Raw genomic sequence first — 16,494 nt, 5'->3', positions numbered from 1 at the left:
TATTTTATTAAGCTATTAAATACAACAAAGCCGCTCTTAGTTTATTAATTGAGAGCGGCTTTGATGTGTGGGCTGGGTTTTAGCTTTCATTTAATAGGTATAAATACAGTTAAAAGAGGATCCACTCGATTTTATATTTTTGGTTAACAAACGGTTAAGTTTGGCTGTGTAGAATTGGGAACAATTTTTGCCATTACGTGAATAATTTGCGTAAAAGGACTAACTTCTCGCTTTAGTTTTATGAGCAGATTTAAATGGAACAGCCTCTCACATGATAGTAGTAAGTATATACCCTTTCCCTTTTTCAACGTTTTGTAAGTCATCACTTTATGTATCAATTTTTTCTGCTTTGGGTTCTACGTGTGCTTTTGCAGCGCAAGAAAACGAAAACTCGCAGCACACAAAAGATATAGAAGTAATAGAAGTACGTGGTATCCGTTCAAGCATGGCCGAAAACTTAGATGTAAAACGTATGTCTGGCTCTGTGGTTGATGCAATTACCGCTGAAGATATTGGAAAATTCCCTGATAAAAATGTAGCAGACTCTCTTCAGCGTGTACCCGGTGTGGTAATTGAGCGTGATGGTGGAGAAGGTTCATCTGTCAGTATTCGTGGTTTATCGTCAGAACTTACCTTTACACAGCTTAATGGTAATTTTATTGCGTCTTCTCCGGGAGAGCCTTCGCGTTCGTTTGATTATGCTTTGTTACCGTCTTCGATGATTGAAAGTGTAGAGGTTTATAAATCGCCAGAGGCACGCTTAGATGAAGGAGGGGTTGGTGGTACTGTATTAATGCATAGCCGAAAGCCTTTGAGTATGGATGCAAACTCGGGTGTATTTAATGTAGAGAGTACTTACGCTGATGTTACAAAAGAATACGAACCACAGTTTACGGGTTTATATTCATGGAAAAACGACGACGAAGACTTTGGTGTATTAGTTGGCTATACGTATCAGGAACGCACAAACAGGACACTTTCGGGAGGAACTGATGCAAATGTATGGCGCTACACTGGCGGTGGACAACCTACAGACATAAACGGTAACGCAGTTAATAACAATAATGGTTGGGATACTATTAATGATGCAAACGGCAACAGTTACGATGGCGTTTGGTTTCCACAAGTTGTGCGAGGCTCAGTTCTTAACGAAAAACGTGAGCGCGAAGGAATTCAAGTTAGTACACAGTGGCGACCAACAAATCGTTTAGAGCTTGGATTTAATTACTTTGGCTTTACACTCGGCCAAGACAGAACTGAATCTGTGATTGATATACCTGAGTGGTCTTTAAATTCTGATTTTTTAACTGATGTAAATCTTGATGAGTCGGGAAGTATTGTTACAGGTATGCAATACGATGCGATGGCAAGCGGTATTGAAAGTGATATGCAGTTTCCGTGGATGCGCGGCAGTTATGTACGTGAAGAATCCACCTCCGATACCTTTGATTTTAATTTAACTTATGAAGGCGATAATTTTAAAGCGCGTTTTGTTGTGGGTAATACAAAATCAGAAGGGGGGCCGGAAGAAAGCTGGGAAGCTGCATATAAAAGTTCAAACGCGGGCGAAAACGCCACTGCTATTCAAAATGCTGCTCAAACGGCAGGCTGGTCACTCAACCAAAATAATGTATCACTTAATATTGACCCTAATACACTAGCTAACTTGCAAAGTGGAATTGGAGGCGGTCGTGATGCGGGCTCTTCAAACTCAAGTTTTGTACGCAGTGAGTTAGAAGAAGATTATTACCAAGCTGATGTGGATCTTTATGTTGATTGGGGCTTTTTAAAAACAATTAGAACCGGTGTCAAATATCGTAACTCCACGCTTCATCGTGAAACTGGCAATACCTTCTTTTTAGATCCTAATTTTGATATAGCTGCAGGCGAAGCAAGCGAGCAAGGTATTACGCGTTTTGATAGCTACCAGTGGAATGGTGGAATGCCATTAGCTCAAAATGTATTTACAAGTGAGAGTAATATAGTAGGGGGTTTTGATATAAACCAAATGCCAAGTATCGACTGGGACAAATACCGCGATATGGTCACTGCTAACTATGTACCTTATACACGCATTGAAGATAACTTTGTTTACGACATTGAAGAGAAGATATCTGCTTTTTATATACAAGGCGATTTTGAATTTAGTGAAGTAAGAGGTAATTTGGGCGTGCGTGTTGTGCAAACAAAAACACTTACTTCATCTACTGACTTATATACCTATCAATTAGATCACACAAATGACGAAACAGGCGAGCCAGTAACTGGTGACGCACGCTTTGTAGAAGACTATCAATTAGTCACTCAGCAAAACGAAGACACTCAAATACTACCAAGCTTTAATATAGCGTGGGATGCAACTGACGATTTAGTTATTCGTGGGGCAATAGCAAAAGTAATATCTCGTCCTGACTATAGCGATTTAGGTGCGCAGCAGCGTATTACGTTTGTATCGGATGAATGGGCAAATGATAGAGCTGCATTTAATGAACAGCCAGGTTTTAGCGGCAGTGGTGGTAATAAAAACTTAAAGCCATTTGAATCGGTGCAGGCTGACTTATCTATTGAGTATTATTATGCAAAGGGTTCTGCGGTTGGATTGGCACTTTTTCATAAGAAAGTAGATAACTTTGTTGTGCCACTGGTAATTGATGTAGAGCAAAACTTTGCCGGTAAAAATAATATAGTAGATGCAGGAACCATTAATATAGCTCCGTACAGTACTGTAGGTAATGGTACCGATGCAGTATCTAAAGGCGCGGAAGTATTTATCCAGCATGCGTTTGATAATGGCTTTGGTTTTTATGCAAACTACACCTATAACAAAACCAATAAAGCAGATGTAACAATTAATGGTGAAGAATTTGGTCAGTCGGCCTTAATAGGTAGTGCAAAGTATCAGTACAACACCTCTGTTTATTATGAAGGAGGTTATTTTAATGTACGTGCTTCTTATAATAAGCGCGGCGAAACAGTATTAGGCCTTAATAGTGGTTTAAATGTATATCAAGATCCGTACGAGCAAGTTGATGTTAATGCATCGGTTAATTTGTATGAAGGGCTAAGCTTAACAGCTGCTGTTATTAATTTAACTAAGTCGGAATCGGTAACGCGTTTAGGTGATGATACAGATGCACGATTACTTAACTCAAGCTATTCAGGGCGACGCTATTACGCAGGCTTTAATTATAGTTTTTAATTAACTGCATACGTAATACTTTATTAAACGCCAACTAAAAAATGTAGTTGGCTTAGCCTAACAGCACCTAATATTGTAGTTTTATCTATGCAGATAGTTTAACTGCTCATATGTTGGTTGTTTAATAGGCAAAAAAAGCTCTGCAGCCCTTTATTTGTATAGCTTTCATACTAAATTCATTTAATTGTCAAAAAGCTGAAATAAAACATTGACCCCCGCTCGAATCTCCCTATAATGCGACCCCACTGAGACGGGAAACGCCAACGCATAGCGAGGCACGAACAACTCAGGGTGTTAAATAAAACTTCGGTTTTAAATCTTCCAAAAAGAAAGTTTAAAACTAAGTGTTGACTCGAAAAATAAAGGGTATATTATTCGCACCCCTTGAGACGCTAAAGCGACTCAAAACGTTCTTTAACAATATAAAGCAATCATCTGTGTGGGCACTCGTACAGATTGAGTTCTAACAGCCAACGCTACTTAGGTAGCGAGGCAAACAAATTAGAGTCTCAATTGAAACTGAGTGACCATATGTTATTAAAAGATTCAGCCTTGAGCTGTTTTGATTTTACTTTTTTAAAAGTGAAAATAATAACGCACAGTCAATTCGTTTTTGGCAACAAAAACAAAAATTCAGAATTCATTGAGCTGTCGAAAGACATAAAACTTTTTAATTGAAGAGTTTGATCATGGCTCAGATTGAACGCTGGCGGCAGGCCTAACACATGCAAGTCGAGCGGTAACAGAAAGTAGCTTGCTACTTTGCTGACGAGCGGCGGACGGGTGAGTAATGCTTGGGAACATGCCTTGAGGTGGGGGACAACAGTTGGAAACGACTGCTAATACCGCATAATGTCTACGGACCAAAGGGGGCTTCGGCTCTCGCCTTTAGATTGGCCCAAGTGGGATTAGCTAGTTGGTGAGGTAATGGCTCACCAAGGCGACGATCCCTAGCTGGTTTGAGAGGATGATCAGCCACACTGGGACTGAGACACGGCCCAGACTCCTACGGGAGGCAGCAGTGGGGAATATTGCACAATGGGCGCAAGCCTGATGCAGCCATGCCGCGTGTGTGAAGAAGGCCTTCGGGTTGTAAAGCACTTTCAGTCAGGAGGAAAGGTTAGTAGTTAATACCTGCTAGCTGTGACGTTACTGACAGAAGAAGCACCGGCTAACTCCGTGCCAGCAGCCGCGGTAATACGGAGGGTGCGAGCGTTAATCGGAATTACTGGGCGTAAAGCGTACGCAGGCGGTTTGTTAAGCGAGATGTGAAAGCCCCGGGCTCAACCTGGGAACTGCATTTCGAACTGGCAAGCTAGAGTGTGATAGAGGGTGGTAGAATTTCAGGTGTAGCGGTGAAATGCGTAGAGATCTGAAGGAATACCGATGGCGAAGGCAGCCACCTGGGTCAACACTGACGCTCATGTACGAAAGCGTGGGGAGCAAACGGGATTAGATACCCCGGTAGTCCACGCCGTAAACGATGTCTACTAGAAGCTCGGAGCCTCGGTTCTGTTTTTCAAAGCTAACGCATTAAGTAGACCGCCTGGGGAGTACGGCCGCAAGGTTAAAACTCAAATGAATTGACGGGGGCCCGCACAAGCGGTGGAGCATGTGGTTTAATTCGATGCAACGCGAAGAACCTTACCTACACTTGACATACAGAGAACTTACCAGAGATGGTTTGGTGCCTTCGGGAACTCTGATACAGGTGCTGCATGGCTGTCGTCAGCTCGTGTTGTGAGATGTTGGGTTAAGTCCCGCAACGAGCGCAACCCCTATCCTTAGTTGCTAGCAGGTAATGCTGAGAACTCTAAGGAGACTGCCGGTGATAAACCGGAGGAAGGTGGGGACGACGTCAAGTCATCATGGCCCTTACGTGTAGGGCTACACACGTGCTACAATGGCGCATACAGAGTGCTGCGAACTCGCGAGAGTAAGCGAATCACTTAAAGTGCGTCGTAGTCCGGATTGGAGTCTGCAACTCGACTCCATGAAGTCGGAATCGCTAGTAATCGCGTATCAGAATGACGCGGTGAATACGTTCCCGGGCCTTGTACACACCGCCCGTCACACCATGGGAGTGGGTTGCTCCAGAAGTAGATAGTCTAACCCTCGGGAGGACGTTTACCACGGAGTGATTCATGACTGGGGTGAAGTCGTAACAAGGTAGCCCTAGGGGAACCTGGGGCTGGATCACCTCCTTATACGATTTAGAACTTATTTGTTCGTAGTGTCCACACAGATGATTGTTAATTAGTGCGTGTCCTTCGGGATAACTAATTAATATGCTCTTTAAAAATTTGGAAAAGCTGATAATAAAATTCTGATAGATACATTGTATTTATCAAGAGTTTTCAAAAGTAAAAAAAGAATGGTAGCAGTACCATTCAGTGCCATTTAATTAACTCTTAGGAGTTGATTGATTGGTATCTACTTTAGTATTCAATATTGACTTCTGGCGAAGTTAAACTGTCACAAAACAAAGACCCGTTTGGGTTGTATGGTTAAGTGACTAAGCGTACACGGTGGATGCCTTGGCAGTTGGAGGCGATGAAGGACGTATTAACTTGCGATAAGCCTAGTCAAGCTAGTAAAAAGCGCTTGAGACTAGGATTTCCGAATGGGGAAACCCACCTGCTTGCAGGTATCGTTAACTGAATACATAGGTTAACGAGGCGAACGCGGAGAACTGAAACATCTAAGTACCCGTAGGAAAAGAAATCAACCGAGATTCCGAAAGTAGCGGCGAGCGAAATCGGAACAGCCCTTAAGCTTATTATGTGTTAATGGAAGGCTCTGGAAAGTGCCACGATACAGGGTGATAGTCCCGTACATGAAAAGACATTTTAAGTGAAATCGAGTAGGTCGGAGCACGTGAAACTTTGACTGAATATAGGTGGACCATCATCTAAGGCTAAATACTCCCAACTGACCGATAGTGAACCAGTACCGTGAGGGAAAGGCGAAAAGAACCCCTGTGAGGGGAGTGAAATAGAACCTGAAACCGTGTACGTACAAGCAGTAGGAGCCCACTTGTTGGGTGACTGCGTACCTTTTGTATAATGGGTCAGCGACTTATATTTTGTAGCGAGGTTAACCGAATAGGGTAGCCGTAGGGAAACCGAGTCTTAACTGGGCGACTAGTTGCAAGGTATAGACCCGAAACCCGGTGATCTAGCCATGGGCAGGTTGAAGGTTGAGTAACATCAACTGGAGGACCGAACCCACTAACGTTGAAAAGTTAGGGGATGACCTGTGGCTAGGAGTGAAAGGCTAATCAAACCGGGAGATAGCTGGTTCTCCCCGAAATCTATTTAGGTAGAGCCTCGGACGAATACTTACGGGGGTAGAGCACTGTTAAGGCTAGGGGGTCATCCCGACTTACCAACCCTTTGCAAACTCCGAATACCGTAAAGTAATATCCGGGAGACACACGGCGGGTGCTAACGTCCGTCGTGAAGAGGGAAACAACCCAGACCGCCAGCTAAGGTCCCAAAGTCATAGTTAAGTGGGAAACGATGTGGAAAGGCCCAGACAGCCAGGAGGTTGGCTTAGAAGCAGCCATCCTTTAAAGAAAGCGTAATAGCTCACTGGTCGAGTCGGTCTGCGCGGAAGATGTAACGGGGCTAAACTATGCACCGAAGCTGCGGATTCAGAATTTATTCTGAGTGGTAGGGGAGCGTTCTGTAAGCGGTTGAAGGTGTACCGGGAGGTATGCTGGACGTATCAGAAGTGCGAATGCTGACATGAGTAACGATAATGGGAGTGAAAAACTCCCACGCCGGAAGACCAAGGGTTCCTATCCCATGTTAATCAGGGTAGGGTAAGTCGACCCCTAAGGCGAGGCCGAAAGGCGTAGTCGATGGGAAACAGATTAATATTTCTGTACTCGATATAATTGCGATGGGGGGACGGAGCAGGCTAAACAAGCATGGCGTTGGTAGTCCATGTGAAAGTGAGTAGGTTGGTGACTTAGGTAAATCCGGGTTGCTATTAAGACTGAGACACGAGACGAGTCACCACGGTGATGAAGTTGTTGATGCCATACTTCCAGGAAAAGCCTCTAAGCTTCAGATTATATGGAATCGTACCCCAAACCGACACAGGTGGTCAGGTAGAGAATACTAAGGCGCTTGAGAGAACTCGGGTGAAGGAACTAGGCAAAATCGTACCGTAACTTCGGGAGAAGGTACGCTCCTATCTGTGATGAGACTTGCTCTCTAAGCGGACGGGAGCCGCAGTGACCAGGTGGCTGGGACTGTTTATTAAAAACACAGCACTGTGCAAAATCGCAAGATGACGTATACGGTGTGACACCTGCCCGGTGCCGGAAGGTTAATTGATGGGGTTATCCTTAGGGAGAAGCTCTTGATCGAAGCCCCGGTAAACGGCGGCCGTAACTATAACGGTCCTAAGGTAGCGAAATTCCTTGTCGGGTAAGTTCCGACCTGCACGAATGGTGTAACCATGGCCACGCTGTCTCCACCCGAGACTCAGTGAAATTGAAATCGCAGTGAAGATGCTGTGTACCCGCGGCTAGACGGAAAGACCCCGTGAACCTTTACTACAGCTTGGCACTGAACATTGAACCTACATGTGTAGGATAGGTGGGAGACTTTGAAGCAGCGACGCTAGTTGTTGTGGAGTCGTCCTTGAAATACCACCCTTGTAGTTTTGATGTTCTAACGTTGGCCCCTGAATCGGGGTTACGGACAGTGCCTGGTGGGTAGTTTGACTGGGGCGGTCTCCTCCTAAAGAGTAACGGAGGAGCACGAAGGTTGGCTAAGTACGGTCGGACATCGTACGGTTAGTGTAATGGTAGAAGCCAGCTTAACTGCGAGACAGACACGTCGAGCAGGTACGAAAGTAGGTCATAGTGATCCGGTGGTTCTGAATGGAAGGGCCATCGCTCAACGGATAAAAGGTACTCCGGGGATAACAGGCTGATACCGCCCAAGAGTTCATATCGACGGCGGTGTTTGGCACCTCGATGTCGGCTCATCACATCCTGGGGCTGAAGTCGGTCCCAAGGGTATGGCTGTTCGCCATTTAAAGTGGTACGCGAGCTGGGTTTAGAACGTCGTGAGACAGTTCGGTCCCTATCTGCCGTGGGCGTTTGAGAATTGAGAGGGGTTGCTCCTAGTACGAGAGGACCGGAGTGAACGAACCGCTGGTGTTCGGGTTGTCATGCCAATGGCATTGCCCGGTAGCTACGTTCGGAACTGATAAGCGCTGAAAGCATCTAAGCGCGAAGCAGGCCTCGAGATGAGTTCTCACTAGACTTTTAAAGTCTCTGAAGGGCCGTTGAAGACTACAACGTTGATAGGCAAGATGTGGAAGTGGTGTGAGCCATTAAGCTAACTTGTACTAATTACCCGTGAGGCTTAACCATACAACGCCAAACGCGTTTTATGTGATAGTGAAACAAGCGAAGAAGTTAATATAACTAAAGTAGACATTACTTAGAACGACTTAAAAAATATTATCAGATATTTTCCAAATTCAAGAGGTGACTCTTAGCGCGTAGCGTTAACATTGAGGCACCTTGCGCAAAGAAAATGGTAGCACTACGTGCTTGTCATTGATTCTTTGCACCTAATTTGCTTGGTGACAATAGCGTTTTGGACCCACCTGACTCCATGCCGAACTCAGTAGTGAAACGAAACAGCGCCGATGATAGTGTAGCATTTGCTATGTGAAAGTAGGACATTACCAGGCTTCAAATTGTAGAGAGCCCGACTAGAAATAGTCGGGCTTTTTTACGTCTTCAGAAAAGTGAAATACGCGCAATTAACATACACTCATACCAACACCATCGAGTAGGGCGGAAAAATAGATCACTTAATTAAGCGAGTTGGTATAAAAACAAAATTGTGAACTACCGAATTTACTTTTTCGGTTTGTGTAAGCAGTTGTTTAGGTGAAGTATCAAACAGAATTTATAAATTAGTTTGATTAGTTCATTATAACTCGTTAACTAACCACAGACTTAGCTTGTTTATGAGGGCAATGAATACTAATATGATTTCATGATCTTATAACTAAATCTATTGGCTTAGTTGTTTTAAAATTACTACCAATAATGATTGTGAGCTGTAACTTAAATGCCTTATCAAACATTTGTAGATGACTCTGCATCGCTAGTTGAATTTACCCGAGTTTACTTAGCTATTTTTTATACTTTTGTTGCCGGATTTTATACATTTAGAATTATTTATAAAAATCGAAATACACCATCAGGCGTTATTTATCCCGGTGATAAATTTTGTACTAGTTGGTGGAACCATATGGTTTTTAAATTTTTCAGGGCTGCTATTTGGTTTGTATGTGTAATTAGAGTGTTTGTACCTGAGTTAGATAGCTACCTTGGGCTATTCCCAATACTCAATGGGTGGCCAGGCGTATTATTTGGCGATGTATTATTGACCGCAGGCTTTATTTTAACGATGTTTGTACATTTTCATATGGCAGCACTTTGGCGTTCAGGAATTGATCCTAAGGGACCACATGAACTTAAAACATCAGGATTATATGAATACTCTAGGAATCCGATGTATTTAGGCGTTGTAGCTGCACAGGTGGGGTTCTTTTTAGCCTTACCTAGTATATTTAGTTTGATCTGTTTAGTTATTGGTTTTACAGCTATATATAGACAAACATTAGTTGAGGAGGCTCATTTAGCTCATCGTTTTTCTACACAATATAAAGAGTATAAACAACTAGTCCCTCGCTGGTTATAGCTTGGGATTGAGCTTTAAATACATGGATTTTTAAGGCAAAAAGTAAAGAAGTGTTCTGTATTGGCTTGCTAAAATCTAGCATGATAGACATAAATGAGATCACTTCTTTTTGTTTTATACCAATTCGCTTAATTAAGTGATCTATTTTGAGGATGGAAAACGTGTTGATAGCTAGGCAAAAAAATTGCTATTTAGTTGTTCTAAATGAGAATTTTTTAACACAGGTAGCGACCCGTTTAGCCCCGCAAAATGATTAAGTATTATTGCGGATTGGTATTATATACTTTTCCATAAACTCTTGTTTAGTAATTGCCTTTGAAAAAATGTAGCCTTGAATATAATCACAAGCAAGCTGCTTTAATAGGTCATACTGTTTTTGTGTCTCAACTCCTTCAGCAACCACCATTACGTCTAGATTGTGAGCCATAGTGATAATAGCTTTCACGAGAGCAATACTATTATCGTTTGATTCTATATCGTTGATAAATTAGCGATCTATTTTTAAAATATCTATATCTAAGCGTTGTAAATACGCCAAAGAAGAATAACCAACACCAAAGTCGTCTATCGCAATATCTATATTAATAGTGCTTAAGCGTTTTAATTGTCGTTGTATTGACGAGTCGGGATCCATTAAAGTATTTTCAGTGACTTCAATTAAAATTGTGTTTGCAGGTAGTTGATACTTTTTACTTGCTACAATCCATTCATCCACCCAGCAACCAGCACGGTCAATTTCAAGAGGTGATGTATTTACACTGACTTGAATTGTCTTTTCACTTAAAACATTGAATTGGACGGTATCTTGAATTGCTTGAGATTTTACCCATTGGCCGATATCGTTTATTAATCCGTTTTTTTCAGCGACAGGTATAAATTCATTTGGCCCTATTAGGCCTCGTTCAGGGTGATTCCAACGAATTAGAGCTTCAGCTTTTGGTACTGATTTCCCGTCAATTGAAAATATAGGTTGGTAAAATAATTCAAATTGGTTTTTAACAATTGCAGTGCGTATTTCCTCTATGAGACGACGCTTTTCTGTGGCTTTTTCTTCTATAGCATAAGAGAAAAATTCATAGCGATTCCGCCCTTTATTTTTAGATAAATACATTGCTTGGTCAGCGCGTCTAACGAGCTCTTCTACTGTTAAACCATCAGAAGGGAAAAATGTTAAACCTATGCTTGCGGTAACATAGACTGTCTCTTTTTTTACTTTAATGCTCTGCATTAAGCTGCTGTTTACTGCTTCGGCAACTTTTGATGCTTCATCAGGACTATTTACACCCTCTAAAATTAATGTAAATTCGTCACCACCTAAACGTGCGACTGTATCTTTAGTCGTTATACAACTTTGCAGTCTTGTTGCTACTTGGTGTAAGAGTAAATCACCGTAGTCGTGACCTAGGCTGTCATTTACTTCTTTAAAGCCATCCAAATCTATGAATATAAGGGCGAACTTCATTCCCTTAATACTTACTAAGCTTTGTAGTTTTTCGTAAAAATAACGCCTGTTCGGTAAGTCGGTTAATCCATCTTGGTAGGCATATTGTTGCAACTGAATATTCGCATTTTCAAGTTCATTAGTACGCAGTCTAACTTGGTTTTCTAATGAATTTTCTCTTTGCTCAATGTTGTATAACATCGCATTAAAACAAGAGGTTAATTGTCCTACTTCATCTTGTGATAGCTGTTTAGCGCGTAAGCTATAATCATGTGATGTGGTTATTTTATTTGCTGTTTCAGCTAAATATAAAATAGGGTTTAAAAAGCGACGCCTTAATAAAAGAGATAAAATTAGGCTGATGGCAAAGGTGAATACCATCAAAATCATTATAAATTTAAAGTAAAAAGTAATTCTGTCTTGAATGTAGCTGTTGTTAGCGCGTATTTTTAATATACCGTAATCATGCATATCGAGCTGAAGGGGTGTACTTACTTCAATACTTTGCTCCATATCTTCATCTTCGGATTGCGCAATAACAATTTCCTCACCAGTCATACTTGTTACCATTATACTAATAACATCTGATCGTATAAGTATTGGGTTTATAAGCTCTTGCACTGCATCTAAATCATCAAACATAAGTGCTGTAGTTATATTCGGTGAAAGCATTTTTGACAGAGAGCCCAAGCTTTCTATTTGTTCCTCTTTAGCGCTAGTTATTTCATAAGCACTAAATACAATGGTTACTGTCGCGGTTGATACAAGTGCAACACTCATTAAGATTAATAGTAATTTTTTGCTCATCGTATTTAATGCAAATAGTTTTTTCATTGCACTACCTATCTACAACGCGGGCAAGGCGTAGCACTTTTGAGCTCATAGTAATGCCTGCATCTTTAAGCTGTTTCGGAGCAATTTCAAAGCGAATTTTACCACTGGAAAGAAAAAACCTAATATGACCGCCATTTTCAATAAATGTGTCTGTTTCACCAATGAGCATAACGTTTTTCAGCTCTAAAGGTGTTACGTTTTGCCATTCGATAAATGTATCAGAGGTAATAAATAGCATGTTACACGCCGAGGTTGTTACTTCATCAAGAGTGATTAATTTATTGTATAGAGGTAAGTTTTTTATAGTGCGACTTTTTAAAGCGTTGTTAGCCGCATCAATAAAGTATTTATCAGGGCTACAAATAATAAATTCATTAAGAGATTCTAAATGATAATCCCAGTGTCCAAACGTGCAAAGTTATATAAGAAGCCTGCTTTTAGCATGTATTCTTTTTCAACAGCACAAACGCTGGCACTAAGAAGTGTCAACGTTATTAAGCTACTGTGAATTAAACTTCTTAATTTAATCATCTAATTAACTTAGAAATTTGCTGAAATTGTAAATGTAATACATTCATCAATATAGTTTGGTAATGTATAGGTTTCGCGCGTATTATTGTACTCAATATGTGAACCTGCAAAGAGGTTTTTACCCGAAATTGCAGTAGACCAGACAGGTGTTGCTTGCCAATTCCAACTAACATCTAACGTTGTGTAATTATCAGTGTTATATGCGTTTGAGTTTATTGCGCGCAATGTCGCAAACACATTATGGTTGGTTAAAAAAGAATAATCGGCTTTTGCAAATAACTGCCTGTTTTTAGAGTCATAGCCGATTGCGGGCTCTACTCGAGGAGGTAAATCGTAGTTATAATCGGTGTAACTATAACCAAACTCAGTATTGAGATTATCAACAGGTTGCCACGATACAACTAGGTCGAACCCTTTAGTGGTCGTGTCTGCTACAGATGCAAAGTCTAAATCTATGCGAGTCATTGTTAGTGCTTGAAATACTTCTGGGATTCTCCCTGCTAGAAATAATTCAAGTATAGGAGTGAATTGTTCAGCATGTGTATTCATATCAATAACCGCTACGTTATTAGCATCGGTATAATAAGTAGAAAGATCCAATGACCAATCGTTAGCAGTAAAACGGTAGCCTAACTCATAAGATAGATAGTTTTCAGATTTAACTTTGTCGTTACCATTTAGGTAGGTTGCAATTCGATAGTCGTCTATTTGTCCAAAGCCAGAGCTTAAACCGGTAAGATCTTTAATTTCTGTACCATTAACTTTAAAGTTGTCGTTAAATTCAATCAATGTTGGTGTACGTACACTTCGCGATATAGCACCCCAAGTAAGGTGGTTATCTACTGGCTTGTCATAGGTAGGTACTTAAGAAAAACATTAAGTACAGCCTTAAAAATTTGGCTCTACCCCATACTGAAATACTCCTGTTTTTCGATCGCGTTTGGGGTGTGCCCTAGCTGCATTTTTCCTCAGAAAGTCAAATGCTCCATTAACTGCATTTAACAATCCTTTCCTATGCTTCCTAATAATCGCTGTTAATATGGCAATCCACCAAACACCCGTTGTTTTTGCTACTGTCATTGTAGACATTTCAGTTTTAAATATCTTTTCAATACAGCCAGTTAAAAATCTTTTAAGCGTGGTTACTATTAAACTTACATAAATTAGCGCCTCTTGTAAGGTTGCGTTTGATGTTTGAAAGCCGCGTAAATTATTATAAGACTTACACTCCTTAAAAAGTAATTCAACCTGCCAGCGTAACCTATATAATTTGCCTATTTCAGTCGCTGTAAATTCATCAATAGATAAATTAGTGACTAAAAATGTATATTGTTTTTCTTTTTTTGACCAATACCCAACGACTCTTGTTAGCTTGTTTTTTATGCTAACATTCATATCAATAAGATCATTTTTAGGTAATTCGGGAAGCAATTCACATAACTTTGGGGAATGACTTCCTGTTAATTCCTGTCCATTTTGCTTAAAAGCATTATGTACTCTGACTGCTTTTAATCCCTTCGCTCTTAATACGTAAAATCCTCCTGCTTTATCTAATTCATGAATATAACTACCTGAATAATATCCTCTATCAGCAAGTAACAACTGTCCTTTCAACTCTTTAAATGTTGGAAGTTCTTCACGTTCAGAGTAACTGTCTGGTGTTATACCTGCTTTTTCAAAGCAACCTTGCGTTAAATTTAAAGTAGCATGCAATTCAATGGCTGCTGGACACGTATTTGAAAATCGCCCAGGAAAAACATCTTTTAAAGAACGATGAAGCATAATAGAGCTACCGTCCTGAATTAAAATATTCTCAAACTTGAACAAATCTTTTTTAGTGTACTTAAGCGCATCATTTATCCAACAATTAAAAACTCTATTTGTTACCTCTCGCATTAGTTCAGCTAGTTCAGGTTTAACTAACTGGTTATGAAAAGGCTTATACTTAATAGACTGCCCTGTTAGCTGGTTATAAACTCTTAATATTTCGGATAAATAGATCGTTTTTTTATCCCCAAGCGCAGCAACAAGACTAACAACCATATGAAATGCGGTAATATTTCTTTCTCTTTTAGTAAATGCTACTTGTTTACCAAGTCGGTTCAGTTTTTTTTCACTTAGGATACTTTTTAACTTATTAATAAAAATGTTAGCATTCATTTGAAGCTCTTTTCTTGATTCTGTGGTTTGTGTGGTAACAACCATTTGATCATGAATTGAGCTTCAACTCAATTTCTTAAGATCTTACCTATGACTGGCTTGTATATAAGCCTTGCTGACGGTTGATTTTCCCAGCCTGTTAAATCGTTATGATCAAGCTTAGTACCAATAATAAAATCGAGTGTATCGGGCGTCACATTGTATTGAGCTTGAACAAGTGCACCAAACTGTTTGAGGTTCTCAAAGTTTTTATCGCTATTTAAAAATACACTTTCTGCGAAAGAGATAGAGTTATACCGGTAGTTTAATCCCCAATCTAGCTGTAGAGATTGGTATATAAAGTTCATTTGATAATCAATATCTATCGATTCAAAATCTTCTTTAATATAATCTTGGGAACCATTTTGTTTCAGCCAAGAAATTTGTAGCATTTGATTGGCATCGGGCGACACTCTGTTTTCAAGGCGCGCCATTATGCGTGAGTCTGTTCGCTTTAAATCATCTGAGAATGAAATGTTTTCGTTGGTTTCATCTATAACACCTCGGTAGTTTTGACCAAGTGTTGAGTGAGTAACGTCCCCCTGAAGTAGCGCAGACCACTCATCATTAGGGGTAAAGTCAGCCCGAAAACCTAAAGAATTTTGTTTAGTTGTATCGTTAGGTGCGAGTAAGATCCCTTTTTTTGATTCATTCGCATCTTTTACATGACCATACACACGGTAGCTGCCTATGTTACTTATATCACCACCGTAACGAAGATTTGCATCAACATTTATTTGATTACCAGTTGTTACGTTTGCGTATCCACCGCGAGTATCAATACTGTTTTTAGTAATGATATTAATCACGTCATTATTTGCGTTACTACCCTAAAGTAATCCGCCTTGTCCGCGTCTTACTTCAATGCGTTCAATGTCATACAAAGGAACATTGAGTGTTTCCCAATAAACTGCTGCAAAATTTGGAGTATATAAGCTTTGTCCGTCAATCATAACCAATAGTTTGCTAGAAAATCGAGAGGCAATACCTCTTGATGAAATAGCCCATTGATTGTTATCGAGCTGACGTACAATTAAACCAGGCACCATTTTCAGTGCTTCAGGTACTGATGTAGCACCAGAGTTAGTAATTTGTTCTTTACTTAATACATAAATAGATGAAGCGGTATCAAATGCTGATTGTGCTCTTTTCATCGCAGAAGTTGCTTGTACATCCATGCCCATTAAAGCATCAAGATCGAGGTCTTCATCTTCAAACGGCTCGGCCGTTAAGAGAGGGCAAACAAAAAGTAATGGCCAAAACAAACGTTGTGATATTTTCACCCAAAAGTCTCCTGCGCAATCAAAAAATCAAAAACAGTCTTTGTTTTTGCAATACATGTGATATCACACAATATTAACATACATTAACAGTGTAAAAGCATAAATGAGATTAAATCAAGGTAGCTAATTTTGTAGTAGTTAAAAGGTCTAATTTCGCCCAATTGAACTGTAAAAATATAGTTAAATGAACTTTATAAGTATATTTATTAAAGAGTCAGTAAAATGTAAATAGCTGATAGCTATATGTTTATATACAACTTAAAA

3 protein-coding genes, 3 rRNA genes and 4 pseudogenes are annotated in these 16,494 nt (G+C 40.3%); 5 read left to right on the top strand and 5 right to left on the bottom strand.

From position 1 onward, the window contains the following. Positions 1–271: 271 nt before the first annotated feature. The 5 genes from ABX891_RS20125 to ABX891_RS20105 all read left to right on the top strand — a co-directional run bounded on the left by ABX891_RS20125 (position 272) and on the right by ABX891_RS20105 (position 9,942). Complete coding sequence (locus tag ABX891_RS20125; RefSeq protein WP_354630503.1) at positions 272–3,199, top strand: TonB-dependent receptor; 2,928 nt, start codon at positions 272–274, stop codon at positions 3,197–3,199. Positions 3,200–3,870: 671 nt separating this feature from the next. Beyond that, a 16S ribosomal RNA gene (locus tag ABX891_RS20120) occupies positions 3,871–5,406 on the top strand. Between the two features lie 298 nt (positions 5,407–5,704). Beyond that, positions 5,705–8,594 (top strand): 23S ribosomal RNA (locus ABX891_RS20115). A 211-nt stretch (positions 8,595–8,805) separates the two neighbouring features. Then, a 5S ribosomal RNA gene (gene rrf / locus ABX891_RS20110) occupies positions 8,806–8,920 on the top strand. The 16S, 23S and 5S rRNA genes sit together here, the layout of an rRNA operon. A 386-nt stretch (positions 8,921–9,306) precedes the next feature. Next, positions 9,307–9,942: a methyltransferase family protein gene (locus ABX891_RS20105; RefSeq protein WP_354630502.1), complete on the top strand. Its 636-nt coding sequence runs from the start codon at positions 9,307–9,309 to the stop codon at positions 9,940–9,942. Between the two features lie 253 nt (positions 9,943–10,195). Here ABX891_RS20105 and ABX891_RS20100 read toward each other — a convergent pair. The 5 genes and pseudogenes from ABX891_RS20100 to ABX891_RS20080 form a co-directional block, all read right to left on the bottom strand. Continuing rightward, positions 10,196–12,217: pseudogene (locus ABX891_RS20100) on the bottom strand (putative bifunctional diguanylate cyclase/phosphodiesterase). Between the two features lie 4 nt (positions 12,218–12,221). Next, positions 12,222–12,748: pseudogene (locus ABX891_RS20095) on the bottom strand (YfiR family protein). A gap of 9 nt (positions 12,749–12,757) precedes the next feature. Beyond that, positions 12,758–13,591, bottom strand: a pseudogene (locus ABX891_RS20090) (TonB-dependent receptor domain-containing protein); the annotation flags it as partial. Positions 13,592–13,636: 45 nt separating this feature from the next. Next, positions 13,637–14,908, bottom strand: a complete 1,272-nt coding sequence (locus ABX891_RS20085; protein WP_309167444.1) for an IS4 family transposase — start codon at positions 14,906–14,908, stop codon at positions 13,637–13,639. Between the two features lie 92 nt (positions 14,909–15,000). Beyond that, positions 15,001–16,230, bottom strand: a pseudogene (locus ABX891_RS20080) (TonB-dependent receptor plug domain-containing protein); the annotation flags it as partial. Between the last annotated feature and the right edge of the window lie 264 nt (positions 16,231–16,494).

The organism is Pseudoalteromonas sp. NCIMB 1079 (assembly GCF_040567695.1).
Lineage (GTDB): Bacteria > Pseudomonadota > Gammaproteobacteria > Enterobacterales > Alteromonadaceae > Pseudoalteromonas > Pseudoalteromonas distincta.
The sequence above is the reverse complement of the archived record's forward strand: the minus strand, read 5'-3'. Positions and strand labels throughout refer to the sequence as shown.